The organism is Luteimonas sp. A611, assembly GCF_054072715.1.
The window spans coordinates 138,753-163,050 of record NZ_JBSVRP010000001.1; the positions used below are offsets into that span (position 1 = coordinate 138,753).

General features: G+C 69.5%; 19 protein-coding genes. 3 read left to right on the top strand and 16 right to left on the bottom strand.

From position 1 onward, the window contains the following. Positions 1-38: 38 nt before the first annotated feature. From ACW5EG_RS00625 to ACW5EG_RS00645, 5 genes are all read right to left on the bottom strand, one after another. Positions 39-743 (bottom strand): RDD family protein, encoded by a 705-nt coding sequence (locus ACW5EG_RS00625; protein WP_457016610.1) that lies wholly within the window; start codon positions 741-743, stop codon positions 39-41. Next, complete coding sequence (gene tatC, locus ACW5EG_RS00630) at positions 740-1,501, bottom strand: twin-arginine translocase subunit TatC (RefSeq protein ID WP_457016612.1); 762 nt, start codon at positions 1,499-1,501, stop codon at positions 740-742. The genes ACW5EG_RS00625 and tatC overlap by 4 nt, the downstream gene beginning before the upstream one ends. Continuing rightward, positions 1,485-2,033 carry a Sec-independent protein translocase protein TatB gene (gene tatB / locus ACW5EG_RS00635; protein WP_457020565.1) on the bottom strand — a complete coding sequence of 183 codons (549 nt, stop codon included), beginning with the start codon at positions 2,031-2,033 and terminating at the stop codon, positions 1,485-1,487. The genes tatC and tatB overlap by 17 nt, the downstream gene beginning before the upstream one ends. A 23-nt stretch (positions 2,034-2,056) precedes the next feature. After that, a complete protein-coding gene (gene tatA / locus ACW5EG_RS00640) occupies positions 2,057-2,293 on the bottom strand; it encodes a Sec-independent protein translocase subunit TatA (RefSeq protein ID WP_457016615.1) in 237 nt (78 codons plus the stop codon). Positions 2,294-2,380: 87 nt separating this feature from the next. After that, positions 2,381-3,274: a lipid-binding SYLF domain-containing protein gene (locus ACW5EG_RS00645; protein ID WP_457016617.1), complete on the bottom strand. Its 894-nt coding sequence runs from the start codon at positions 3,272-3,274 to the stop codon at positions 2,381-2,383. 150 nt (positions 3,275-3,424) lie between these two features. On the opposite strand from ACW5EG_RS00645, the gene hemH reads away from it, so the two are divergent. Then, positions 3,425-4,423 (top strand): ferrochelatase, encoded by a 999-nt coding sequence (gene hemH / locus ACW5EG_RS00650; protein WP_457016619.1) that lies wholly within the window; start codon positions 3,425-3,427, stop codon positions 4,421-4,423. Further along, positions 4,423-5,295: an alpha/beta fold hydrolase gene (locus tag ACW5EG_RS00655; RefSeq protein WP_457021378.1), complete on the top strand. Its 873-nt coding sequence runs from the start codon at positions 4,423-4,425 to the stop codon at positions 5,293-5,295. Before hemH ends, ACW5EG_RS00655 begins: the two co-directional genes overlap by 1 nt. 161 nt (positions 5,296-5,456) lie before the next feature. Here the strand turns inward: ACW5EG_RS00655 and ACW5EG_RS00660 are convergent, their stop codons facing one another. The 5 genes from ACW5EG_RS00660 to bamE (ACW5EG_RS00680) all read right to left on the bottom strand — a co-directional run bounded on the left by ACW5EG_RS00660 (position 5,457) and on the right by bamE (ACW5EG_RS00680) (position 9,835). Further along, on the bottom strand, positions 5,457-5,981 hold the full coding sequence (locus tag ACW5EG_RS00660) for a hypothetical protein (RefSeq protein ID WP_457016621.1): 525 nt from the start codon (positions 5,979-5,981) through the stop codon (positions 5,457-5,459). Positions 5,982-6,045: 64 nt separating this feature from the next. Continuing rightward, entirely contained in the window at positions 6,046-6,828 is a 783-nt protein-coding gene (locus ACW5EG_RS00665) for a M48 family metallopeptidase (RefSeq protein WP_457016623.1), read from the bottom strand. Between the two features lie 102 nt (positions 6,829-6,930). Then, complete coding sequence (locus tag ACW5EG_RS00670) at positions 6,931-7,836, bottom strand: recombination-associated protein RdgC (protein WP_457016624.1); 906 nt, start codon at positions 7,834-7,836, stop codon at positions 6,931-6,933. A gap of 70 nt (positions 7,837-7,906) precedes the next feature. Then, positions 7,907-8,812 (bottom strand): tRNA 2-thiocytidine(32) synthetase TtcA, encoded by a 906-nt coding sequence (ttcA, locus tag ACW5EG_RS00675; RefSeq protein WP_457020566.1) that lies wholly within the window; start codon positions 8,810-8,812, stop codon positions 7,907-7,909. 438 nt (positions 8,813-9,250) lie between these two features. Next, positions 9,251-9,835 carry an outer membrane protein assembly factor BamE domain-containing protein gene (bamE, locus tag ACW5EG_RS00680; RefSeq protein WP_457020567.1) on the bottom strand — a complete coding sequence of 195 codons (585 nt, stop codon included), beginning with the start codon at positions 9,833-9,835 and terminating at the stop codon, positions 9,251-9,253. A 165-nt stretch (positions 9,836-10,000) separates the two neighbouring features. On the opposite strand from bamE (ACW5EG_RS00680), the gene ACW5EG_RS00685 reads away from it, so the two are divergent. Next, positions 10,001-10,207, top strand: a complete 207-nt coding sequence (locus ACW5EG_RS00685; protein WP_457016629.1) for a YdcH family protein — start codon at positions 10,001-10,003, stop codon at positions 10,205-10,207. Positions 10,208-10,285: 78 nt separating this feature from the next. Here ACW5EG_RS00685 and bamE (ACW5EG_RS00690) read toward each other — a convergent pair whose 3' ends face one another. The 6 genes from bamE (ACW5EG_RS00690) to plsB all read right to left on the bottom strand — a co-directional run bounded on the left by bamE (ACW5EG_RS00690) (position 10,286) and on the right by plsB (position 24,256). Continuing rightward, complete coding sequence (bamE, locus tag ACW5EG_RS00690) at positions 10,286-10,714, bottom strand: outer membrane protein assembly factor BamE domain-containing protein (protein ID WP_457020568.1); 429 nt, start codon at positions 10,712-10,714, stop codon at positions 10,286-10,288. A 42-nt stretch (positions 10,715-10,756) separates the two neighbouring features. Beyond that, positions 10,757-11,938 (bottom strand): HlyD family efflux transporter periplasmic adaptor subunit, encoded by a 1,182-nt coding sequence (locus ACW5EG_RS00695; RefSeq protein ID WP_457020569.1) that lies wholly within the window; start codon positions 11,936-11,938, stop codon positions 10,757-10,759. Beyond that, entirely contained in the window at positions 11,935-14,115 is a 2,181-nt protein-coding gene (locus ACW5EG_RS00700) for a type I secretion system permease/ATPase (RefSeq protein ID WP_457020570.1), read from the bottom strand. The genes ACW5EG_RS00695 and ACW5EG_RS00700 overlap by 4 nt, the downstream gene beginning before the upstream one ends. Then, positions 14,112-15,485, bottom strand: a complete 1,374-nt coding sequence (locus tag ACW5EG_RS00705; protein WP_457020571.1) for a TolC family outer membrane protein — start codon at positions 15,483-15,485, stop codon at positions 14,112-14,114. The genes ACW5EG_RS00700 and ACW5EG_RS00705 overlap by 4 nt, the downstream gene beginning before the upstream one ends. Before the next feature lie 67 nt (positions 15,486-15,552). Next, the gene (locus ACW5EG_RS00710) at positions 15,553-20,961 is read right to left on the bottom strand and encodes an Ig-like domain-containing protein (protein WP_457020572.1); all 5,409 of its coding nucleotides are present in this window, start codon (positions 20,959-20,961) and stop codon (positions 15,553-15,555) included. A 655-nt stretch (positions 20,962-21,616) separates the two neighbouring features. Further along, the gene (gene plsB / locus ACW5EG_RS00715; RefSeq protein WP_457016638.1) at positions 21,617-24,256 is read right to left on the bottom strand and encodes a glycerol-3-phosphate 1-O-acyltransferase PlsB; all 2,640 of its coding nucleotides are present in this window, start codon (positions 24,254-24,256) and stop codon (positions 21,617-21,619) included. Between the last annotated feature and the right edge of the window lie 42 nt (positions 24,257-24,298).

Genomic DNA, 24,298 nt, shown 5'->3' on the forward strand with positions numbered 1-24,298 from the left:
GCGCAACCGCACCGTCGTGGTCGCGGCTGAAGCCGCTCCTACAGGAGCAGTGCGTCCAGGGCGCGCTGCATTGCGCCCTGCGTGGCCACGAACAGCCAGACTGCCGCGATGACGCCCGCGACGATCTGCAGCGCCAGCCAGGCCTGCGCCCACTTCGGCAGCGTCGCCTCGGCGCGCGCATGCACCACCTGCGTGCCCGCGATGCGGTCGTGCAGCGCCTGGTGTTGCGGCGGCGCCAGCGCCAGCAGGTGGCCGATGTTGAGCGTCAGCCAGGACAAGGTGCCGGCAAGGTGGCGACCCGCCGCGCGCGCGATGCCGATCCGGCCGCCGCCTTGCGCAGTGCACACGCGCAGGCCAAGCGCAGTCTTGCCGGGCGTTGCCTGCCGCGGAGAGGCTTCCCACGCGGCGAACCAGGCCAGCGCCAGCAGCGCCGCCAGCAACAGCGGCTGCAGCACGGTGGCGGAGACGGCGTCCGAAAGCTCGCCCACCATCGCGCCGTGGCGCGGATCGGACAGCCACTGCCTGGACAGTTCCAGCGGCGAACCGCCGAGGGCCAGCATGTCCAGCATCGACTCCGCTAGCGAGCGCACCAGCGCGTCGAACGCGTCGGCACTGCGAGCGGCGCCGTCGCGCACGCGGCTGGCGCAGATGGACAGGGCGACGAGCGCGACCAGCATCATGTCCAGCGACCACGCCGCATAGCGACACAGCAGCCCGGCAGGCGCAGCCCGCGCGCTGCTCATGCCTCGTCCGCGGCTCCGGGCTCGCGCCGCGGCACGATCATGCGCGCGGCGATGATCCCGGCCTCGTACAGCAGGCACATCGGGATTGCCAGCATCAGTTGCGAGACCACGTCGGGCGGGGTGATGACCGCGGCGAGGATGAACACGCCCACGACCGAATAGCCCCGCCATTCGCGCAGCTGGTCGGGCGTCACCCAACCCAGCGCAACCAGGATCACCAGCGCGACGGGCAGCTCGAAGCTGATGCCAAAGGCCAGGAAGATCACCAGCACGAAGTTCAGGTAGGCGTTGATGTCGGTCATCATCGCCACCCCGTCCGGGGTGACCGCGGTGAGGAAGCCGAACACCGCCGGCAGCACGAGGAAGAACGCGAACGCGCAGCCGGCGTAGAACAGCGCCACCGCAGACACCAGCAGCGGCATCGCCAGCCGCTTCTCGCGTTTGTACAGGCCCGGTGCGACGAAAGCCCAGGCCTGGTACAGCAGCCACGGCATGGTCACCAGCACTGCGGCGAACAGCGCCAGCTTGAGCGGCGCCAGGAACGGCGAGGCGACCTCGACCGCGATCAGGTGCGCGCCGGGCGGCAGCTTGTCCAGCAACGGCTGCGCGAACCAGCCGTACAGGCGGTTGGCGAACGGCAGCAGCGCGACCAGGGCGATGCCCAGCCCGATCATCGCGCGCAGCAGGCGCGTGCGCAGCTCGACCAGATGCTCGATCAGGCTGCTCTCGCCGCTGTCGTTCTCAGCGCTGCCGGCCATCATCCCCGTCCGTGTCGTCGGCATCGCCGCGGTGCGCGCTGGCGTCGTGCGCTGACGCAGTGCCGTCCCCGGCGGTGTCGGCGGGAATGCCTTCAGCGGCTGCCGGCGCGGCGATCGCCTGCAGGCCGGTGTCGTGGTCCTGCGGCGCGGTGTAGGCGGCGGGGTCGGTGGTCAGGATCCCCGGCGCCGTGGCCGCGGTGTCCGTCGCGGCGCCGACCTGTCGGCGCAGGCTCTCGATCTCGCGCCGCGCCTCGGCTTCGGCCGCGCTGACCTTGGCCTGCACTTCGGCCTCGGTCTCCTGCATCGTCTTGTGCAGGTCCGCCGCGGCCTGGCGGGCGTCGTGCAGGCTGCGCTTGAGTTCATCCGCGGCCAGTTCGCGCTCGAGTTCGGACTTCACCGAATACCACTGCGCGCGCGCGCGGCGCACCCACAGCCCCGCAAAGCGCGCCGCCTTGGGCAGGCGCTCGGGGCCGAGCACGACCAGTGCAACCACTGCGATCAGCAGCAGTTCGGTAAAGCCGATGTCGAACATGGTGGCGGCCGCGGACCCGCGGCTCAGCGCGAGATCGTGTCGTCCTGCCGGGACTTGCCCGACACGGTGCCATCGCGCTCCTGCTGCGGCGGCTGGTGGTCGAGCTCACCGGTGGGCTTGTCCTCGTCGGCAATGCCCTTCTTGAATCCCTTCACCGCCTCGCCCAGGTCGCGCCCGGCGCCGCGCAGGCGCTTGGTGCCGAACACCAGCAGCACCACGACCAGCACGATCAGCCAATGCCAGATGCTGAAACTACCCATTGCATGCTTCCGGGAACAGGTGAGGAGCGCTCAGGATACTCCACGCCGCCAGGCACGACCGTGAGCGGCGTCGGGCCCCCTGCGGATTCAGGGCGTCTCGGCCAGTGGCTCGACCAGGGCCGGGTTGTCGTCCACCGGCTCGAAGGGCTGCGGCTGCGGGTCCAGCACCAGCTGCTCGGACAGCGGCACGGTGGTGGTGCCCGCCGGATTGGCGGGCGGCGCCGTCGTGGCCACGACGGGTGCAGGCTGGCCGCCGGTGCCGCGCGTGGCGCGGGCCGCTGCGGTGGCTTCCTCGAGCTGGTCGCGGAAAGCGACCACCGCATTCGAGGGCGCCTGTCCGGCGCGACCCTCGAGGATCATCCGCGGCGTGGTATTGGCGCCGTAGACCAACTGGTTGGCATCGTTGTCGATCTGCAGCACCGCACCGTCGAGCGCGACCCCGGCAAACAGCCCGCGCGCGCGCGACCACGACCAGATCTCGGCCTTCAGCTGGCCATCGGTGGCGGCGCTGGCGTTGCGGCCGACCGGCCCGGCGGCCACGCCGACATCCGCGCCCAGGGTGACCTTGCCGTTGACGATCGACTCGAGGCTGCGGTCGTTGCGGAACACGAGCACCACGTCGGACGACTGCACGCCGGCCTGGAGGCCGATGCTGCCGCCGGTGATCTTGACGAAGCTCGGGTTCGACCAGGTACCGTCGGGCGACTTCACCGACAGCAGGCCGTGGCCGCGGCGACCGCCGATGACCAGGCCGACCTTGAGCGTGTCGGGGATCACCACGATCGCGCGCGCCTCATCCAGCAGCTTGTCGGGGATCGCCGATTCCGGGATCGCCTGGACCTCGTTGAGCACGCGTAGCGCGTTGCTGGCGCGCGCGTCTTCCTCGGGGCCGGCGATGGCTGCGCCCGTGGCGAGCGAGAGGGCCAGCAGCGAGGCGATCAGCGTCTTGCGCAACGGCGCGGCGGTGCGGGAACGGGGCATGTCGACTCCGGAATACAGGTTGCACCGCGCGTCGCGGCGACGGCTCAGGCTAGTGACGAGGCCATGAATCGAGCATGAGTTGAGCCGGCCTGTCGCGGCGATCGACAGCATGTCGATGCCAACGGCGGCGCGGCCTGCCATCCTATGCGCATGACGAACCCAGCCCCCGCGCCCGGCGGCGCGACGCCAGACACCGCCGTCATCCTGGTCAACCTCGGCACGCCCGAAGCGCCCACTGCGGATGCAGTGAAACGCTACCTCGGCGAATTCCTCGGCGATCCGTTCGTGGTGCAGATTCCCAAGCTGCTGTGGTGGCCGTTGCTGCACGGGCTGATCCTGCCGCTGCGCTCGGCGCGCGTGGCCAAGAAGTACGCCGAGATCTGGATGGACGGCGGATCGCCGCTGGCGGTGCACACGCGCCGGCTGACGGCCGTGCTGCAGCCGCGCCTGCCCGGCGTCGAGGTGCTGTACGCAATGCGCTACGGTGGGCCCGCGCTTGGCCCGCGCCTGCGCGAGCTGCGCGCAGCCGGCGTGCGCCGCGTGCTGGTGCTGCCGCTGTATCCGCAGTATTCCTCGACCACCACCGGCACCGTGGTCGCGCTGGTGGAGCGCACCGGCGGCGCGCCTGCGACGCGCACGGTCAAGGGCTACGCCACCGATGCCGGCTGGGTGGCGGCCGTGGCCGACTCGATCCGGGCCCACTGGCATGCGCATGGCCGCGGTGACCGGCTGCTGTTCTCGTTCCACGGGCTGCCGCAGCGGCTGGTGGACGGCGGCGATCCCTATGCCGCGCAGTGCGAGGCCAGCGTGGCGGAGATCGCGCGCGTGCTCGAACTGGCGCCGACGGACTACGTGCAGACCTACCAGTCGCGCTTCGGTCGCGAGCGCTGGCTGGGGCCGGCCACCGACGACACCCTGCGCGCGCTGGCCGGGTCCGGCGTCGGCCGGGTCGACGTGGTCTGCCCGGGCTTTGCCGCCGACTGCCTAGAAACCCTCGAGGAAATCGCGCTGGAGAACGCGAAGCTGTTCCAGGACGCCGGCGGGCAGGCGCTGCGCTACATCCCCTGCCTCAACGACGCGCCCAGCCACGCGGACGCGTTGGTTGCGCTGGTTCAGCGCGAGCTCGCTGCATGGGATGCGGCCGCGTGATGCGCGAGTTCGCGCTCGACATCCCGCTCGGCCGCATCCATGGCCTGCGCCAGGGTGAAGCGGGGCAGCCGCGCGTGCTGGCCCTGCACGGCTGGCTCGACAACGCCGCCAGCTTCGTGCCGCTGGCCGCGCACCTGCCCGGCATCGAGCTGGTCGCGGTCGACCTGCCGGGCCACGGCCGCAGTGCGCACCTGCCGCCAGGCTCCGATTACTCGTTCGCCGGTGCGCTGCACGCCGTGCTCGACATCGCCGATGCCCTGGGCTGGGACCGCTTCGCCCTGCTCGGACACTCGATGGGCGCGGGCATCGCCAGCATGCTGGCCGCGGGCTGCCCGCAGCGGGTGACGCGACTGGTCGCGATCGAGGCATTGGGCGCGCTACCCGACACCGAGGACAACACGGTGCCGCGAATGCGCGACGCGATCCGCGCAGGCCGCGCGCTGCCCGGCAAGCGCATGCGCGTGTTCGATGAACTGGAGACGCCGGTGCGCGCGCGCACCCTGGCCCGTACCGGCGCGATCGAGGCAGCGGCAGCGCGGCTGCTGGTGGAGCGCGGCGTGCGCGAGGTGCCGCGCGAAGACGGCGGCATCGGCTGGGAATGGAGCAGTGATCCGCGCCTGACCCTGCCGACCATGGTCCGCATGACCGCGGGCCAGGTGCGCGCGCTGATCGCCGGCATCGAGTGCCCGACCCGGGTCATCCACGCCGACCCGCCGCAGGCCTACCTGCCCGAGCCGCAGCGCAGCGAGCACGCGGCGCTGCTGCCCGATGGCGATCTGCACGTGCTGCCTGGCGGGCACCACCTGCACATGGAGCAGCCGGAAGCCGTTGCTGCGCTGGTCGTGGATTTCCTGCGCGAAGGTGAGGGCTGAGGGCGGCCCCACCACAATCCTTCACGGAAGGTCCGGACCTGCTCCTTTCCCCGCCTGCGGGGGAAGGTTGGGATGGGCGCGCGCGAAGCGCGCGGCACGGAGGCGTGGTGACCGGTGGCCCCCACCCCAGCCCTCCCCCGCAGGCGGGGGAGGGAGTCGGACTATTGACGCTGGCCCTGCAGCTGCATGCCGACGATGACGTGCTCATCGCCGTTGTTGCGGTTGAACGAGAGCGTGGCGCTGCGGCGCGATTCGTCCTCTCCCTTCTCGAAGGCGAGCAGGGCGGTGTCGGCCGAATGCTGGGCCGATATCGACTGCGTCCAGCCCTGCGCCTGCATCGATTCGCGCGCGGCGGCGAAGAGGGTCGACACCTGGCCGGGCGCGCTGAAGCTGACCATGCTGACGCCCTGCAGGTCCATCACGCTGTTCACCTGGTAGTCCGCGGGCAGGTACACGTCGCCCGGGAAATTCTCGGGCAGCGCTACCGATTCGCCGGCCCGGATCGCGACTTCGCCATCGGGCGAGCGCAGCGTGACCTGGTCGCCGTCGCGGCCCACCTGGACACCGGTGGCACGCTCGATGGCGACATCTGCCGCGCTTTGGCCGACCTTCTGGCAAGCGCCTGCGGCCAGCACCAGGCCCAGGGCGAGGGACAGCCGTGATACGCGCTTGGCAATACCGTTCATCGCATCCCCTGGACGGGTGGAATGGGTTGATGAACCGGTTAACGCCGTCCGCCGCCGGAACAGGTCAGGCCGACAGCAGCACGTGCAGGGCGGACTTGAGCCTTCGTCCCTCGTCGCGGAAGTAATCGCGCGACGCGCGCCAGTCCGGGCAGCGCGCCTCCACCTCGCGCCAGAACGCGCGCGAATGGTCGGCGTGGACCAGGTGGCAGAGCTCGTGCACCAGCACGTACTCGAAGGCGGCAGGCCGGCCCAGCACCAGGGCCAGGTCGAGCGTGAGCGTGCCGTCGGGCGCCAGCGAACCCCACTGCGAGGACAGCACCCGCAGCCGGATCCGTGAAGGTGGCCGCGGCAGGCCCGGCAGGTAGGCCGGCAGCCAGCGGCCAATGTCGGCGCGCGCCTGCGCCTCGTAGAAATCGCGCAGTGCGCGTGCGATCGCGGCAGGCCCGGCCTGCGGCGGCAGCTGCAGGGTCAGCGCCTGGTCGTCGCCGACCACGCGCGCAACGCGGCCGGGCGCCCAGTGCAGCGGCAGCGGTTGCCCGCGCAGCGGCACGGTGGTCGGTTCGCCGGCAACCAGCGGGGCGACGTCGCCGGGGTGGCAGGCGAGTTGGTCGGTCAGCCAGTCGCGGTGCTCGTGCACGAAACGTTCGCCCGCGACCAGGCTGGTGCGCGGTGGCAGGGTCAGGCGTGCGCCGCGCTCGCCAACGCTCAGGCGCAGGCGTTTGGCGCGCGGGTCGCGCACGCGCAGTACGTCGATGCGGCGCCCGTCGGACAGCACGAAGGCGAACGTGTCGCGCTGCAGCCGGGAAGCATCCGGCGCCGTCGGCGACAGTCGGAACAGGGAAGGCATGTGGGGAATGCTAACTGCTGGGGGCCGCAGCGCCCACGTCGCGATTCACGTCGTGGGCGAAAGGCCGCGGCGCGCGAATCGCGCCGTTCATGGAAGGGATGGTCAGGCGTCTGCTTTGGAGAGCTTCAGCGCCTTCTCGAGCACCGTGAACAGCCGCGAGAACTCGGCGCTCATCAGCGCGAAGCGCGCGTCGAGTTCGGCGCGGATGTCATCGCGTTCGTTCGATTCGAGCTGGTCCACCGCGCCGTCGAGCAGTTTGAACTTGCGCACCACCAGGTCTTCGCCGAGCACGAAGGAGACGTGGTCGTCGAGGTTCAGCGCCAGCCTGGTCACCTGCTTGCCAGAATCCAGGTGCTTGGTGATCTCGTCGCACTGCAGCTCCTGGCGCTGGCACTTGACGATCGCGCCGTGTTCGGCCGGATCCTTGAGTTCGCACTCCTCGCCCAGCGACAGGCCTTCGGGCAGCGGATCGCCGGCGATCCAGCCGGTCAGCACGCTGCGCGGCGCGACTTCCGCGTTCAGCGGCAGCGCCGGGAAGCTGCCCATCGCGTTGCGGATCTCCGACACCACCGCCTCGCCGCTCTTGCGGCTGGAGGTATCGATCGCGCACACGCCGTGCTCCAGGTCGATCAGTGCGTCGGTGCGCGAGGGACGGACGAAGGCGCGCGGCAGCAGCTCGTGCACCAGGTCGTCCTTCATCTGCTTGCGCATGCGGCTGCCGGGGCGGCGGCCCTGCTTCTGCTCCATCTCGGCGAGGCGGTCGGCCAGCATGTCGTTGACCACGGACGAGGGCAGCAGCCGGTCCTCGCCGCCGACGGTGAGCCAGATCGCATCACCGACGCGGTGCGAGAGCGCCTCGCCGTTGCGGCCGAAGGGCGGGATGAAGCCGCGCGAAAACAGCTCCAGCGGACCGACCGGCTTGAGCGGGTGGCCGGCCAGCAGCTCTTCGAGGCTGGAGAAGTCGAGCGTGGTGGGGAAGCGGAACAGGGTCAGGTTTCGGAAGAACATGGGGATCCGGAAGTGGGGAATGGAGTCGGAACAGAATCGGGAATCGGAATATCGTCAGAAAACCTGGCCGTCATCCCGGCGAAAGATCGACGTGCGCCGTGGGTTTGTCGCCCAGCCAGGCGTCTGCGCCGGCCTGCGGCGCGCCATCGTGTCGGCCCAGCGAGAGGAAGTCGAACAGCTTCGGATCGCCCAGCTGCGAGGGACGGATATCGCCCAGCGCACGCGAGATGGTCTCGATGCGGCCGGGGGATTCGAACTCCCACTGCGCCATCATCTTCTGCACCTGCTTGCGCTGCAGGTTCTCCTGCGAGCCGCACAGGTTGCAGGGAATCATCGGGAACGCCTTCGCCTCGGCGTAGGCCTCGATGTCGGCCTCGCGCACACAGGCCAGCGGGCGGATCACCACGTGCTTGCCGTCGTCCGACAACAGCTTGGGCGGCATGCCCGACAGCCTGGCGTGGAAGAACAGGTTGAGGAAGAACGTGGCGACCAGGTCGTCGCGATGGTGGCCGAGCGCGATCTTCGTGTAGCCGTGCTGCTCCGCGTACGCGTACAGCGCGCCGCGGCGCAGGCGTGAGCACAGCGAGCACATGGTCTTGCCTTCCGGGATCACCCGACTGACCACCGAATAGGTGTCCTGCTCGATGATGTGGAAGTCCACGCCCAGCGAACGCAGGTAGTCGGGCAATACATGTTGCGGAAAGCCCGGCTGTTTCTGGTCGAGGTTGACCGCGGTGAGCGAGAACGACACCGGCGCCTTCTTCTGCAGCTGCAGAAGCATGTCGAGCATCGTGTAGCTGTCCTTGCCGCCGGACAGGCACACCATCACCTTGTCGCCGTCCTCGATCATGCCGAAGTCGGCGATCGCCTTGCCCACCTGGTGGCGCAGGCGCCTAGCCAGCCGGTCGACCTCGTGCGCGCCGCGTCGGTCGGCGTTGCGCAAAACGGGCATGGGCAGGGGGACGACGGTATCCATTGCGCTGATTTTACCGGTCCGCGCCGGGATCGGCCCGCCGCCGGCCGGATAGCGCGGCGTAGCGCGGATGCGCGCAGGCGCGTGGCGCCGGATCTGGCTGGATTGCGCAGGATGTGGCAGGCCGGCGCTGCGCGCGGCACCTGTTTGTCGTGTGTCGAGCGCACGCAGGAATCCGTGGCATCGCAGGTGCCGTGATCTTCCGCTGCGCGGAGGATCCCCGCTACCCGACGGACCCCATGCCTTTATCCGACGGACCCCATGCCTTGTCATTTCGACCGCAGGGAGAAATCCGGTCCTGTCGCGAGAGCCGGTTGCGGGCCGCTGGGAGCGCTTGCCCTGCGTCGCGGGATTTACCGGCTTCGCCGTTGAAAAGCGCTTCTCCCTGCGGTCGAAATGACAGGCCGATCCTGGCGACCGGCCGGTCAGGCACTCAAGCGCTCAGGGCGTCCACACCAGGTTGCGGGTGGAGGGATCGGTGGTGATGTCGCTCACCCGCCCGCGCGCGTCGAAGTGCAGCTGGAACTCGCCGAAGCTGCTGAGCCAGTAGCGCCACAGGTTGGCGTCCAGGTCCGCGTTCTCGCTGCTGATCGGGTAACCCATCGAGGTGATGACCTGCTCGCGGGTCATGCCCGGGGCGACCTTCGACTGGCGCACTGCCTCCTGCACCTTCGCCGGCCAGCCGGCGATGGCGGCCTTGGGATCCTCCCTCACCACGTAGCGGGCGGCGAAGGCGGCGTTGTCGAGGTCGCGGCTGTAGTCGTTGCCGATCTCCTGCTTCTGCCCGTCGATCTGCACCTTGACCCGGTAGCGGCCGTAGCCGGTCACCTTCACCGGGGTGCCGGCGGGGATCACCCGCTTGCCGCCCTCGGCGTAGTTGCTGTCGCTGATCCAGCTGCCGTCGCTGCGCATGTTGCAGCACAGGTAGCCGTCGTACTTGTCCTGTGCGGCCGCGCTGCTTGCCGCCGCCAGCGCGGCGGCAATGCCGAGCGCGCGCAGTCCCCCGCGCATGTTGCTTGCGTCCATCGTGTCGTGCTCCTTTCCCCGGGCGGCAGGGCCGGCCGCGATCCATTGACCCGGGCCAATGCTCGCTCCGGTGCGCGTTGCCCCCGTCGCGCCGGACCATTGTGCCCGCGTGCGCGGCCGCCGGACAGGGACCGCGACCGCGCGGGCGTGTAAGCTGGCGTACGGATGCGCAACAACGATTCCGCCGAAATCACACGTCAGCTGGCCGACCTGCGGCTGCAGCATCGCGACCTCGACACCGCGATTTCCGAGCTGCAGGCCGGGATCAGCAACGACGAACTGACGATCAAGCGCCTGAAAAAACGCAAGCTGCTGCTCAAGGACCAGATCGCGTGGCTGGAGAACGCGCTGATCCCGGACGAGCCGGCGTAGGCGTTCGCCGGCTGCAGGACCCGGGCGTCAACGCTGGCACGGCGGTGGACGGGATCCCCGCCAGCCGGACCAACGCGTTCAATGGCCGGCGTGCGCGGACAGGGCGGCGATGGCGTCCCGGCACTGGTAGCGGCGCCAGTGCGTTTCGACGACCGCCGCGTTGCGCGCGTCGAACACCACCTTGTACTGGCAGACGATGAAATCCTCGTCGGCCAGGTCCAGCTTCAGGTCGTAGTCCCACTCCGGGCCGCGGACGCCCTGCCCGGTACGCAGCGGATCGCCGATGAGTCCGCGCACCTGGTCGGGCGTCGCGCCAGCCACCACCTGCAGGATCTGCGCGACGGGCGTCGCACGGCCGTCGCGCTGGAACGGTTCGTCGAACTCCGGGCGGGTCATGTTGACGTCGCTGTAGTCCAGATCCGGCGGATCGGACGCATGGGCGGCGCACAGCGCCAGGGTCAGCGCCAGCATGGCGCCCATCGTGCTCGTCGCGATTGTCTTGTGCATCGTCATGACCTCCTGGTTGCGGTCGGGTGGGGCGGATGTGGATCAGCGTTCGCGCAGTGCCTCGCCGGCACGGTTCATCGGTTTGATCAGGTACTGCCAGATCGTCTTGCTGCCGGTGCGGATGTCGGCGCTGGTGACCATGCCCGGCACGATCGGGAACCGTGTGCCGGCCTTGTTGAGCAGCGCGTCGGACTCGGTGCGGACGAAGACGCGGTAGTACAGGATTTCAGGCTTGATCTCGTCGCGAATGGTGTCCGGCGAGATCGTGACCACCTTGCCCGGCAGGCCACCGTAGATCGCGTAGTCGTAGGCGGTGATCTTGACCAGGGCGTCCTGGCCGGGGTGGATGAAGGCGATGTCGCGCGGCGAGATGCGCGCTTCGACCAGCAGTTGGTCGTCCAGCGGCACGATGGTCATCAGCGCGCCGTTGGGCGGGATCACGCCACCGATGGTGGTGACCTCGATGTCCTTGACCACGCCGCGCACCGGCGAGCGCAGGGTCAGCCGCGTCAGCGAGTCGGCGCGGCCGCGCACCACCGAGGACAGCGACTCGACCTCGGCATTGGCCTTGGCCAGCTCCTCGCGGCTGCGCACCATGTATTCGGCACGCACCTCGGCGATCTTCAGTTCAAGCTCCGAGCGCTGGCGCTGCAGGCGCAGCAGCTCGACGGCGCTGGCCGCGCCGCTTTCCACCAGCGACTGGGTGATCTGCAGTTCGCGCCGCACCAGCTCCAGCGAGCGCCGCAGCCCGCCCAGCGACTCGGACACGCTGCGCAGTCGCGACTGGAACAGTGCGGTCTCGGTGGCGGTGAGGTCGGCATGCGCCGACAGCTCCTCCGGGAACGCCAGCGTGTCGCGCCCATCGACCTCGGCCTGCAGGCGGGTCGCGCTCGCGAGGGCGGCGCGATACCTGGCGGCGGTTTCGCCGACGCTGGATTCGCCGCGGGTGGGATCGAGCTGGGCGAGCATCTGCCCCTTCGCGACGATGTCGCCCTCGGCCACGGCCAGCTCGGCGACGATGCCGCCCTCGAGCGACTGGATCACCTGCTCGCGCGAGGTCGGCACCACCTGGCCGCCGCCGCTGGAGACCTCGTCGACCTTGAACCACCAGGCCCAGGCCAGGAACACGACAAGGAAGACGGCGACCCACAGGACCACGCGCGAGGAGCCGCTGGCGCGGACTTCGTCGCCGTCGAACACGTCATCGTGCCGCTGCCGGTTCATGCCTGCGCCTGCACGAGGTTCGCCGCGCCCGCGCGCTTGCGCAGGCGCTCGAGCACCTCGTCACGCGGGCCGTCGAGCAGCACCTTGCCGCCGTCGACCACCAGCACCCGCGAGACCAGCTGCAGGACCGGACGCCGGTGCGTGGCGATCACCATGGTGGTGTCGGCCGGCAGTGCGGCGAGGCTGCGGATCACGTGCTGCTCGTTGAGCTCGTCCAGCGATGCGGTCGGCTCGTCGAGCAGCAGCACGCGCGGGTTGCGAAGCAGCAGCCGCGCCAGCAGCAGGCTCTGGCGCTGGCCGCCGGACAGTCCCAGCCCGCCTTCCAGCACGCCGTGGTCCAGGCCGGCCTTGAGCTGCTGGACGAAGCTCCATGCGCCCGCGGCCTGCAGGGCTGTCACCAGCTCATCGTCGGTCGCGGCAGGCGCGCCCAGCAGCAGGTTCTCGCGCAGCGTGCCGTGGAACAGGCGCGCCTCCTGCGGCAGCAGCCCCACGTCGCGGCGCACGTCGGCCGGATCCAGGTGCGCCAGGGTCACCTCGTCGAGCAGGATGCTGCCCTGCACCGGCTCCATCATTCCCGACAGCGCGCGCAGCAGGGTGGACTTGCCCGCGCCATTGCGGCCCAGCACCGCGACGCGCTCGCCTGGCTGGATCTGCAGCGCCTGCACCTGCAGCGCCGGGGCCTGGCCGTCATGGCTGAACGTGGCCGCCTCGAGCCTGTAGGCGCCGTGCAGCAGCGCCCTGTGGATGCGTTTCTCGTGCTCGGGGTCGTCCACCGGCGAGGCCAGCAGCTGGTCCAACGCCTCCTTGGCCACCTTCGCCTGCTGCCAGCGGTTGAGGATCTGGGTCAGGCTGCCCAGCGGCGCCAGCATGCGCGAGGACAGGATCGAGGCGGCGACCAGCACGCCGGTGGTCATCGCGCCCTCCATCACCAGCGGCGCGCCGAAGAACACCACCAGCGCGAACACCGCCGCCTGCACCGTCTGCGACCAGTTGTTGAGCGTGCCGGTCAGGTCGCGCAGGCGCATGCCGCTGTCGGCGTTGACCGCGTTGTAGTGGTTCCAGTGGTTCTGGAAGCGCGACTCGGCCTGCAGCTGCTTGATGTCCTCGATGCCCTGCACCGATTCGACCAGCATCGCGCTGCGCAGCGACGACTCGCGCATGTTCTCCTGGGCCAGCGCGCGCAGCCGCTTCTGCGCGAGCACGCCGGGCAGCACCATCGCCACCAGCGCCGCCAGCGGGATCCATACCAGGCCGCCGGCGATGTACCAGAACACTGCGCAGAACAGCAGGAAGAAGGGCAGGTCGGCGATCGCCGCGACCGTGGTCGAGGTGAGCATGTCGCGCACCGACTCGAGCTCGCGCAGCTGCGAGATGAAGGTGCCGGTGGCCCTGGGGCGCGCCGAGTTGCGCACGCGCAGCGCATGGCCGAACACGCGGTCGGACACGCGCAGGTCGGCGCGCTTGCCGACCACGTCGATGATCCGCATCCGCGCCTGGCGCATCACGTGGGCGAACAGCGTGGCCAGCATCACTCCGCCGAACAGCACGTACAGCGTCGGCATCGACTGCGCCGGCACCACGCGGTCGTAGACCTGCATCGAGAACAGCACGCCGGCCATGCCCATCGCATTGGCCACCAGCGAGGCCAGCATGACGTGGCGGTACGGACGCAGGTCGGCCAGCACCAGCTGGCGCAGCCAGCCGGCCTCGAACGGCTTGATGTACTCGTCCACGCGCCGGTCGGGCACCGAGCGCGCCGGCCGCAGCACGGCCATGCGCTGCAGCGAGCTGCGCAGCTCGGCGACGGCGATCGTGGTATCGAGGCCGCCATCGCCGCCGAGGCTCACGGTCAGGCCTTCGCGGGTCTCGGCGGTGACCACGCCGACCTGGCCGTCGCGCAACTGCACCACCAGCGGCAGGCGCCAGGAGGTGAGCTTCGATGCATCGGCGGCCACCCAGCGCATCGCCAGCCCGGCCTGGCGCGCGAGGCGCGGCACCAGTTGATCGAGCGGCAGCGCGCCCTCGCCGCGCGCGTTCCATTGCGCGGCCACGTGGATGGCCTCGCGCGAGCAGTCGATCCGGTAGTGGGCGGCGACATGCATGATCGCGTCGACCCAGCCGGCGACGTCCTGCGCCTGCGCCTGCGGCCGCGCAAGCCGGGCGGCGGCGACGTTCACGGACGCAGCTCCAGGCCAGCGACCTGCCGGCCTTCCAGGCCGAACGCCTCGCGCAGCCTGGCGGTGGCGTACAGGCAGTCCACTTCCAGCCGCGACAGGTCGTGGCCGTTGTTGGCCTGCTCCAGTCGCGACTGCTGGTATTCCTGCTCGGCGTTGAGCAGGTCCAGCAGTGAACGGGTGCCGAGGTCGAGGTATTGCTGGCGGTACAGGGTGCGGGTCTGTGCGAGGCTGTCGACTCGGTCGTCAAGCACGCCGCTGCGCTGCGCGTTGCCCATGGCCTGCGCGCGGGCGTCCTGCAGCAGCTGGCTGTTGGCCAGGCGCGCGTTGTCCACCGCCGCTTCGGCCGCGCCCAGCACGTGGCCGGCCGCGCGCTGGCGCGCGACGTTGCCACCGCCCTGGTAGAGCGGCGCCGAAACGTTGAGCATGATCGTGGCATCGTGCGCGTCGCCCATGCGCGAGTCGGCATCCAGCCCGCGGCCGATGCTGCCGTCCAGCGAGAGCGTGGGCCGGGTCTGCGCCCGCGCGTTGGCCACGTCGGCCTGGGCCGCGCGCGCCTCGGCCCGCGCCACCAGCACCGCCGGCGGTTCCGCCGCGCCCGCGCGCACCAAGCAGGCCTGCGCCATCGTCGGTGGCACGTCGCCGCCGGTGACCGGTACCGCGCCGAGGCCGGTGAGGTGGCGCAGCTGCGCGCGCCAGCGCTCCAGCTGGGCGCCGGCCTGCAGTTCGAAGGCGCGCGCAGCTTCCTCGCGCGCCTGTGCCTGCATCTCGTCCGACAACGGGCTGGCGCCCTTGCTGCGGCGCATGCGCACCAGGTCGGCGATGGCCTTGACCCCACGCGTCTGCTCGTGCGCGATCTGCTGCAGCTGCTCGTAGCGACGCACCTCGATCCAAGCCTGGGCGGTGTCCTGCGCCAGGTCGTCGACCGCCAGCAGCACCCGCGCCTGCGCGGCGGTGCGATCAGCGCGCGCGCGGTCGACCGCACTTCCGGTCTTGCCGAAGTCGTACAGCATCTGCGAAGCCGACACCACGAAACGGTGCGCCTGGCGACTGTTGTAGCCGGGCACGTTGCGATTGCCGTGCTCGGAGGTCAGGCCCGCACGCACCTGCGGCAGGTAGCCCGCGCGCGCCACGTCGATGTAGTCCCCGGCCTCGAGCACATAGCCGGCGGCGGTGCGCACGCTAGGGTGCCAGGCCACGGCCGTGGCCACGGCGCGCGCCAGGTCCAGGGTCGCGGTGGTTGGCGCCAGGTCGGTGACGTGCTGCGCGTCGGGCGGGGATCCATCCTGCAGCGTGCCGCGCGCGGTGGATGCCATGCCCGCCAGCGCGACGCACAGGGCGCCCGCCAGCAGGGCCTTGCATGGCTCACTCACAAGTTCACTCCGGAAAAGGCTCGGACGGCGCGGGCGGGGCACCTGGCCCCGCCCGCGTCGCATGGCGTCATACCGCGCTCAGGGCCGGCTGCTCCAGCTCGTCCAGCGGGTTCACATGCGGCACCACGTAGGCGCCGCCGTGGCCATTCGCACCGCTGTCCACCGGCGACCAGGGCGCCGCAGCGTCGGTGGCCGGGAACAGGCCATCCAGCGACTGCGCGCCCGCACCGGCGGGCAGCAGGTCGCCGAGTGCAGGCAACGCTGCCGCGACGGCGTCGCCGTCGGCCCAGGCGTGCATCGCCTTGAGCGCGTCCAGCCCCAGCAATTCGCTGGCGAAGCTGGTCGCGACCGGCCCCGCCGGTCCTGCCACCACGCCAGGCGCCTGGAGTGCGCCCGGTGCGACGTTCTCCACCGTGATGGTCGCAAACGCGCCGCCGTCCTGGTCGGTGATCGTGATCAGCGTGCCCGCGCCTTCGTTGGCATAGGCCACGCTGTAGTTGGACGGCAGGCCGCCGAGGTCGATCCTGTCGCCGTCGGCGATGTTGAAGTCGCGGATCAGGTCGTTGCCCATGTCGCCCTCTTCCCACACGAAGGTGTCGGCGCCGGCACCGCCGTAGAGGATGTCGTCACCCTGCCCGCCGCGCAGGACGTCGTTGCCGCCCTGGCCGAAGAGGAGGTCATTGCCCAGGCCGCCATCGAGGATGTCGTTGCCGCCATGGCTTTCGCCCGGCGAGAACGTCGCGTGGTTGTGCCAGATGTAATCGTAGATGTCCTGCTGTTCCGGCGGCGCGCCCAGCTCCGCCTCCAGGTGGGTACGCAGCGTCTCCAGGCCCGTACCGGCGGGTACCGAACCATGGGCGAGCCACGACAGGGCATCGCCGAACAGGATGTCGTTGCCGGCGCCGCCGTCGATGGTGTCGTTGCCGAAGTTGCCGCGCAGGGCATCGGTCAGCTGCCCGGCGGTCATGATGATCTGCGGGTTGCCGGCCTGGCCGGCGCCGCTGGTCACGGTGTTGGTGCCGTCGGGATAGTTGTACCGGATGTTGTCGATCTGCACCTGGAAGTCGCCGCCTGGCGAGCGGTCCTCCACTCCGAACACATAGCGGTACGTGCCCTGGCCGACGATCGGCGACTTCATGTTGACGGCGGTGTTCTGGCCGGTATTGGTCTGGGCGTTCGTGCCCGAGCCTACCGTGGTCCAGGTGCCGCCCTCCAAACGCTGCAATTGCCAGCTGAACTCGTCGCCAGCGCTCCAGCCCGAGTGCCGGTAGTCGAACGACAGGTACGCATTGTCCTCGTCGACGGTGAACGAGGGCCCGTGGTAGGCGGCCGCGCTGCCGTTGTCGGCGTTGGCATCGACCAGCACCAGACGGCCGCCGGCGAGGGTCGCGGTGGCCGCCTCGGCGGACTGGCCTTCCCAGGCAGCAGGATCGCTGTTGCCGGTCTGACTCGAGAAGTCGGCGATCATCTGCGTCGCCGGATCGATATCGGCGGTGAAGCTGTCCGCGAGGCTGGGGGTATTGTCGAAGAACTGCAGGAACGAGGTGTTCACCGAGGGGCCGATACCCACGGCATGGACCTGGCTGATGTCGCCCAGTCCACCCGGCCCGTGGAAGGCGTCGACCGACTCCTGCAGCACCTGCTGGGTCGCGTTCGACCCGGAGCCGCCTTCACTGCCGTTGTTCTGCACGAAGCGCGTCGGATCGCCGTCGGTGATGAAGTAGGTCAGGTTCTCGTAGCCCGGATTGGCCTGCGGGCCGTTGAACCAGTCCACCGCCGCATTGAACCCCGCCTCATAGTTCGTGTATTGCGTTCCGGCCGGAATGGCCAGGCCACTGATCGCGGCCAGCAGCGCATCCATGGTGCCGGGGGAGTGGAGGTCCGCGAGATCGATACGGACGCTGGTGCTGGCCAGGTTGCCGAAGCCGATCAGCGCGATGTTGATCATGCCGTCGTGGTCGCCCAGGGTGGGAACGAAGTCCAGCAGCGCCTCGCGCATCAGGGCCAGGCGCGAGTTGGCGCCGGTCGAACCGCTGTCCACTTCCCAGGTCATGCTCGTCGACAGGTCCACCAGCAGCACGATGTTGTAATCCACGCCCGGTGCGGTCGGGGTCTGGCCGCCGCTGCTGCTGTCGTCGCCCAGCAGCAGGTCGTTGCCCGAGCCGCCGACCAGGCTGTTGTCGCCTTCACTGGGCGGCTCCACCAGCAGCGGCGTGGTGTCGATGATCGTGCCGGTGCCGGTGACGGGCGTGCCGTCGCCGATCCAGGCCTGGAGGTTGATGGTTTCGTTGGGCTCGATCTCGAGGTCTTCCAGCGTCTGCAGCCGCACCTGCAGCGTCTGCGCGCCGACCGGGACCAGCACGCTGTAGCTGCCGCCCGCCGGAGTCACGGCAGTCCAGCTGGTTCCGCCGTCGAAACTCACCTCGACCGGGGTGCCGGTATCCACGCCCGGCGTGGCGGTTCCGCCGCCCAGGGTGAACTCGACGGTGTTCGCGCCGGTGGGCGTGACGTTCAGCCCGATGTCGAACACCAGATCCACGCCCTCGTACTCCCACGGGCTGCTGACGGTGGTCACGGCCACGGGCGTCACCGTGACGTTGACCGTGCCGGTCGTGGTGCTACCCATGCCATCGGACAGGGTGTAGGTGAACGTCGCCGGGCCCGCGTATCCGGGGGTCGGGACGAACACGACATCGTCGCCATCAAGCGTGACCGTGCCGCCGGTTCCGTTGGCGACGCCGGTGATCGTCAGCACAGCGCCAGCGTCCGGGTCGCTGTCGTTGGCGAGCAGCGTGGCCACGTCGACGGTGAGCGTGGTGTTCTGCTGCACCGAAAGGACATCGTCGACCGCTACCGGCGGGTCATTGACGTCCTGCTCGTTGAGCGTGACAACGACATCGGTCGCTCCGCCCTGACCGTCGGTGGCGCGGATCGCCAGGGAATGGGAGTTGCCCGCTGTCTCGAAGTCGTTGGCCAGCGACAGCACGCCTGCGGCTGTCAGCGTGATCTCACCGGTGGTCGCGTTGATCGCGAACCAGCCATCGGGGTCGCCCGAGATGATGGTGTAGGTGATCGGGTCGCCGTCCACATCGCTGGCCGCTACCGCGCCCAGCACCGTCGCTGTCGTGCTGTTCTCGTTGTAGTCGAAGCTGTAGCCAGCCGGGTCCACCGGATCTTTGTCCTCATCCTCGAACACCGGCGCGTCGTTGACCGCGCTGACGTCGTTGAACGACAGTTCGGCAGTGTCGGTCAGGCTGCCATCGGTGACGGTATAGGTGGCCGTCGGAACCGGTCCGTTGTAGTTCGGGGCGGGAGTGAAGGTGTAGCCGCCGTCGGCGTTGATGAGCAGCGTGCCCACGCCGGTGATGGTCGCAGTCTGGCCGGCGGTGTACACGGTCGTGTCGCCGACGACGGTGAACTGCGTGACCGTCAAGGTGTCGCCATCGACGTCGCTGTCGTTGGTCAGCACGTTGCCGCCGACGGGCGTGTCCTCGGTGACCGCAACGGGACCATCGTTGGTCGCCACCGGCGCGTCGTTGACCGGGCTGACGTTGGCGAACGAGAGTTCGGCAGTGTCGGTCAGGCTACCGTCGGTGATGGTGTAGGTGGCGGTCGGAACTGGCCCGTTGTAGTTCAGGGCCGGAGTGAAGGTGTAGCTGCCGTCGGCATTGATGAACAGCGTGCCGACACCGGTGATGGTCGCAGTCTGGCCGGCGGTGTAAACGGTCCGGTCGCCATCGACGGTGAACTGGGTAACGGTCAGGGTGTCGCCATCGACGTCGTTGTCATTGGTCAGCACGTTGCCGCTGACCGGAGTGTCCTCGGTGACCGCAACGGGGCCATCGTTGGTCGCCACCGGCGCGTCGTTGACCGGGCTGACGCTGGCGAACGAGAGTTCGGCAGTGTCGGTCAAGCTACCGTCGGTGATGGTGTAGGTAGCGGTCGGAACTGGCCCGTTGTAGTTCAGGGCCGGAGTAAAGGTGTAGCCGCCGTCGGCATTGATGAGCAGCGTGCCGACACCGGTGATGGTGGCGGTCTGGCCGGCGGTGTACACGGTCGTGTCGCCGGCGACGGTGAACTGGGTAACGGTCAGGGTGTCGCCATCGACGTCGTTGTCATTGGTCAGCACGTTGCCGCTGACCGGGGTGTCCTCGGTGACCGTGACGGGGCCATCGTTGCTGGCGACCGGCGCGTCATTCACGGGAGTCACGGTGACCGGCACGTTGACGATGGTGCTGCCGCCATTGCCGTCGTCAACGGTGACGGTGAAGCTGTCCCCGCCGTTGAAATCGTCATTCGGCGTGTAGGTGTATGCGCCGGTGTCCGGATCCAGCACCAGGGCGCCGTTGGCCGGCGGCGTGGTGAGCGTGTAGGTCAACTCGTCGCCATCGACATCGTTGCCGACGATGGTGCCGCTGGCCGGCGTGTCCTCGTCGGTGACCAGCGGCGCGCCGCTCGCGGTCGGCGGATCGTTCACCGCCACCACGGTCACCGGCACGTTGACCGTGGTGCTGCCGCCATTGCCGTCGTCGACGGTGACGGTAAAGCTGTCCCCGCCGTTGAAATCGTCATTCGGCGTGTAGGTGTATGCGCCGGTCTCCGGGTCCAGCACCAGGCTGCCGTTGGCCGGCGGCGTGCTCACCGTGTAGGTCAGCTCGTCGCCATCGACGTCATTGCCGATGATGGTGCCGGTGGCTGGCGTGTCCTCGTTGGTGGTCAGCGGCCCGCCGGTCGCGGTCGGTGCATCGTTGACCGGCGTCACGGTGACGGTGATCGTGCTGGTGGTCGTGCCGCCACGGCCATCGCTGATGGTGACGCTGAAGCTGTCGGTGCCGTTGAAGTCGGGGTTGGGCGTGTAGGTGTAGGTGCCGTCGGCGTTCACCACGACGGTGCCGTTGGTCGGATCGCTGCCCCGAGCGTAGGTCAGTGCATCGCCATCGGCGTCGGTGCCGGCTACCCGACCTTCGAGCACGCTGTCTTCGGCGATGCTCTGCGCGTCGTCGCCGGCGGTGGGCGCACGGTTGGCCGGCGGCAGGGGCACTTCGGGACGCTCGTCCCCATCACCGAGCTGATGGAGAAGGGCGCCGCCCCCCACCACGCCGAGCGCGACTGCGGCCCATGCTGGCAGGCCACCCTCGACGGGAGGCGCTGCGATGACGCCGGCGTCCAGCTGGATCTCGGTGAAGTGGAACTCGTTCCAGGGACTGGTGTACTGGCCCCACCAGGCAACGCCCTCGGCGTCCTCCAGCACCAGGTCATGGCGCTCGCCGTCCTCGTCGACGAGGAAGAAGTTCCGGATCGTGATCGTGCGACCGTCCTTGAGCACCAGCTGCAGGTCGTTGCCGGCGCGCTCGAAGCGCACCACTTGCTCCGGCCCGAGCTTGAGGCGGACGATGCCGGCCTTGTCGAGCGTGATGTCACCAGAGCCTGCGGAAACGATGTTGCCTGCGATCTTCTGCACGATGTCGGTCGACACGGATAGCTCCTTGACGATGTTGAAAAGGCCGATGCGGGCGCATTTATCCAGCCATGCCCATCCGGGCCCGGCTGCGTGGCGATCGGCGATTGATACAGGTTGAGGTGGTCTGTCCGGCCCGACCGGACACGACGGGCGCCAACGGCGTCGTCGGATGATCCCCTTACGTGCGCATTATGCAGCGCAAGTCACAAATCGCAAGATGCGTGCCGCGTCATGTCTTGACGGGGAGGGTCAGTTGTTGTTGACAAACTCACCCACGGTGAGAGTGCGTGAGCAGAGGCGTGGGTGCGGCCAGATCGCGGCAGGTTGCACCACATCCCGACCGTTTCGAAGACGCGAAGTCGACTGCAGGAGGAGTGTCGGTGAGTCGGCGCTGCGGACGCCCCTCTGGAGATTGACCGGCTTCGTCGTTGGGCGGCGCTGCCTGCGATCGAAATGACAGTGCGGAAAGAAGATGCCGATGCGGTCGGGTGACAGTCGAGGCCGGGCGACAATCGACAGCACATTGGGAGCCACTGCAAGGACAGCGCAATAGTTGCAGTGTCGCGTGTCGATGAGAGCGGCGCGATGCGCCCTGCAGACAGCGGGGTGATCGGCCTCGGCGTGGGCGATCGGGAGACGAGGAGGGCGCCCGGCGTTCCCGGACGCAGCGTCAACCCTGCGCCGCAGGCGCCTCCGGCCTGATCGCCTCCGGACTCACCTTCTCGATCGTGTGCCGCAGTTCGCGGCCGAGGATGATCTTCGCGTCACGGGCCCAGGTTTCGAGTCGCTGCTCGAACACCAGCTTGCTGTTCTGGTCGAGCTTGACCAGGCCCAGTTCGCGCAGCTTCTGGATGAAGCCGCGGAACAGGCTCTTGTCGAAGAACTCCGGCGCCGCAGGTGCGTACAGCAGGCTCAGTCGCTGCGCGGCGAGCTGGCACAGGCTCTCGAGTTCGCCGGCGCCGAGTGTGCCCGGGCCATTCTTGGCCAGCACCGAAATGGCGATGTAGTAGCGCTCGAACGCCTGCTGCAGCGGATGCCCGAGCGCGCGCAGGCGGAACACCTCGTCGGACTGGCCGGCGTTGCGCGCCAGGATGCCGCCGTCGTCGTCGCCCACGTGCTCGAGCAGGCCCTCGCGCACGAACACGTCGATCGTGCGATCGATGCGGTCGGCGAAGCCGTCCTGGTCCCAGGGCAGGAACAGCTCGCCCTGCAGGAACGGATACACCGCGCGGCCGATGCGCAGCAGGGTGTCGCGCGCCATCCGGCGGTTGTGCTGGAAGCAGCAGGCGATCCAGGCCGATGCGGTGAACAGGTGCAGCACGTTGTTGCGGAAGTAGCTCAGCAGTACCGCATCGTCCTCGCCCACGCTGAACACGTCGCCCAGCGGATGCGCGATCCGCCGCAGCACGCCGATCTCCTCGCCGTGCGCCACGATCTCGCGTGGCGAATGCGGCGTCACCGTCACCCGATCCGAGTACGGCACCTCCGCCAGCAGCGTCTTGGACAGCGCGATCTGCGCCAGCAGGTCGGCCTCGCCCATCGTGTGCTTGGGCGTGGACAGCAGCGCCAGCGCCAGCAGGTTGATCGGGTTCACGTCGGCGGCGCGGTTGATGTTGACCTGGATGCGCTGCGCGGCGGCGTCGACGGTGCGCGACAGCCAGTCTGGCTTGTCCTCGTCGTCGAGCGGCTTGCCGTCCCAGTTGGTGGCGTGCTCGGCCAGCAGTTCGGACAGCGGGATCGGCTCGCCGAAGTTCACCACCACCTGGCCGTAGTTCTGGCGCAGCACCTTGGGCACGCTCCACAGCAGCGCCCAGATCGATTCCTTTTCCTTGGGCTTGCCGGACAGCTCGTCGAGGTAGCTGTTGCCTTCCATCAGCTTCTCGTAGCCGATGTACACCGGCTGGAACAGCACCGGGCGCGCGGGCTGGCGCAGGTAGGCGCGCAGGGTCATCGAGATCATGCCGCCCTTGGGCTGCAGCAGCCGGCCGGTGCGCGAGCGGCCGCCCTCGACGAAGTACTCGATCGAATAGCCGCCGGCGATCAGCTGCGCCACGTACTCGGCCAGCACCGTGGAGTACAGCGCCGAGCCGCGGATCGAGCGGCGGATGAAGAACGCGCCGCCGCGGCGCAGGATCGGCCCGATCACCGGCAGGTCGAGGTTGATGCCGGCGACGATGTGCGGCGGCACGATGCCCTTGGTGTAGAGCAGGTAGGACAGCAGCAGGTAGTCCATGTGGCTGCGGTGGCTGGGCACGTAGATGACCTCGTTGCCCGGCGCCACCGCCTTGAGGCTGTCGAGGTGGTGCACCAGCACGCCGCGGTAGATCCGGTTCCACACCGAGGTCAGCAGGAACGAGGCCGAGCGCACCACCGGATGCGAGTAGTCGGCCGCGATCTCGTAGGCCATCGCGTGCGCCTTCTTCCACGCATCCTGCGGCGAACTGCTGTCGCGGCGGGCGTGGTCGGCGATCGCATCCTTGACCGGCTGCGAGGCCAGCACCTTGTCGACCAGCAGTCGCCGGGTCGACAGGTCCGGGCCGATCACCGCCTCGCGCAGGCGGTTGAAGTGGGTGCGCAGCACGCGCGAGAGCTTGCGCACGCTGCGTTCGGGCGGCAGGTCCTCGGCCAGCAGGTCGCGGATGCTCACCGGCGCGGCGAACTGCACCAGGGTGTCGCGGCCGTTGAGCAGGATCGCCAGCAGCCGGCGGAAGCGGCCGACGATCGCCCAGTTCTCGGAAAACAGCACCGAGAACCAGCCCGAGGCCTTGTCCGGCGAACGGCCGACGAAGATCGACACCGGCACCAGTTGCACGTCCAGTGCGGGATCCTCGCGGTGCGCCTCGAGCAGCCGCGCCAGCGATTCGGAATGGGTCTTGGTGGGCGGCGCCTGGCCGGTGGCCAGGGCCAGCGCGGAACTGGCGTTGCGCCGCGACAGCGCCACGTAGGCGCGCTTGCGCCCGAGCGGATCGCCCGGCAGCGGTCGCAGCGGCCCCGGCATGCCCGTCTCGCGGCAGGCGCGGTCCAGGATCAGCGCGTTGGACAGGCCATAGTCTTCGAGCACGTAACAGACCAGGCGCGGGTCGAGCAGGTCCGACGGCGCCTGCGGTTCGATCTTCAGGCCGATCCACGGCTGCAGCACCCAGCCGGCCAGCTTCGCCCACCACGGCCGGCTGTTGCGCATCGCGGCCACGCGCGGCGGCAACGGGCCGCGGTCCGGATCCGGGGACGGTCCATCGCTGCGCGGCGTGCCGCCCGCGCCGGAGGGCTGGCCGGGCTCGAAGAGGTTCGGTTGGGTCGGCATCCTGCGCATTATGCCCAAGCCCGCCGGCATGCCCGGGTCGACCGCGCCGGT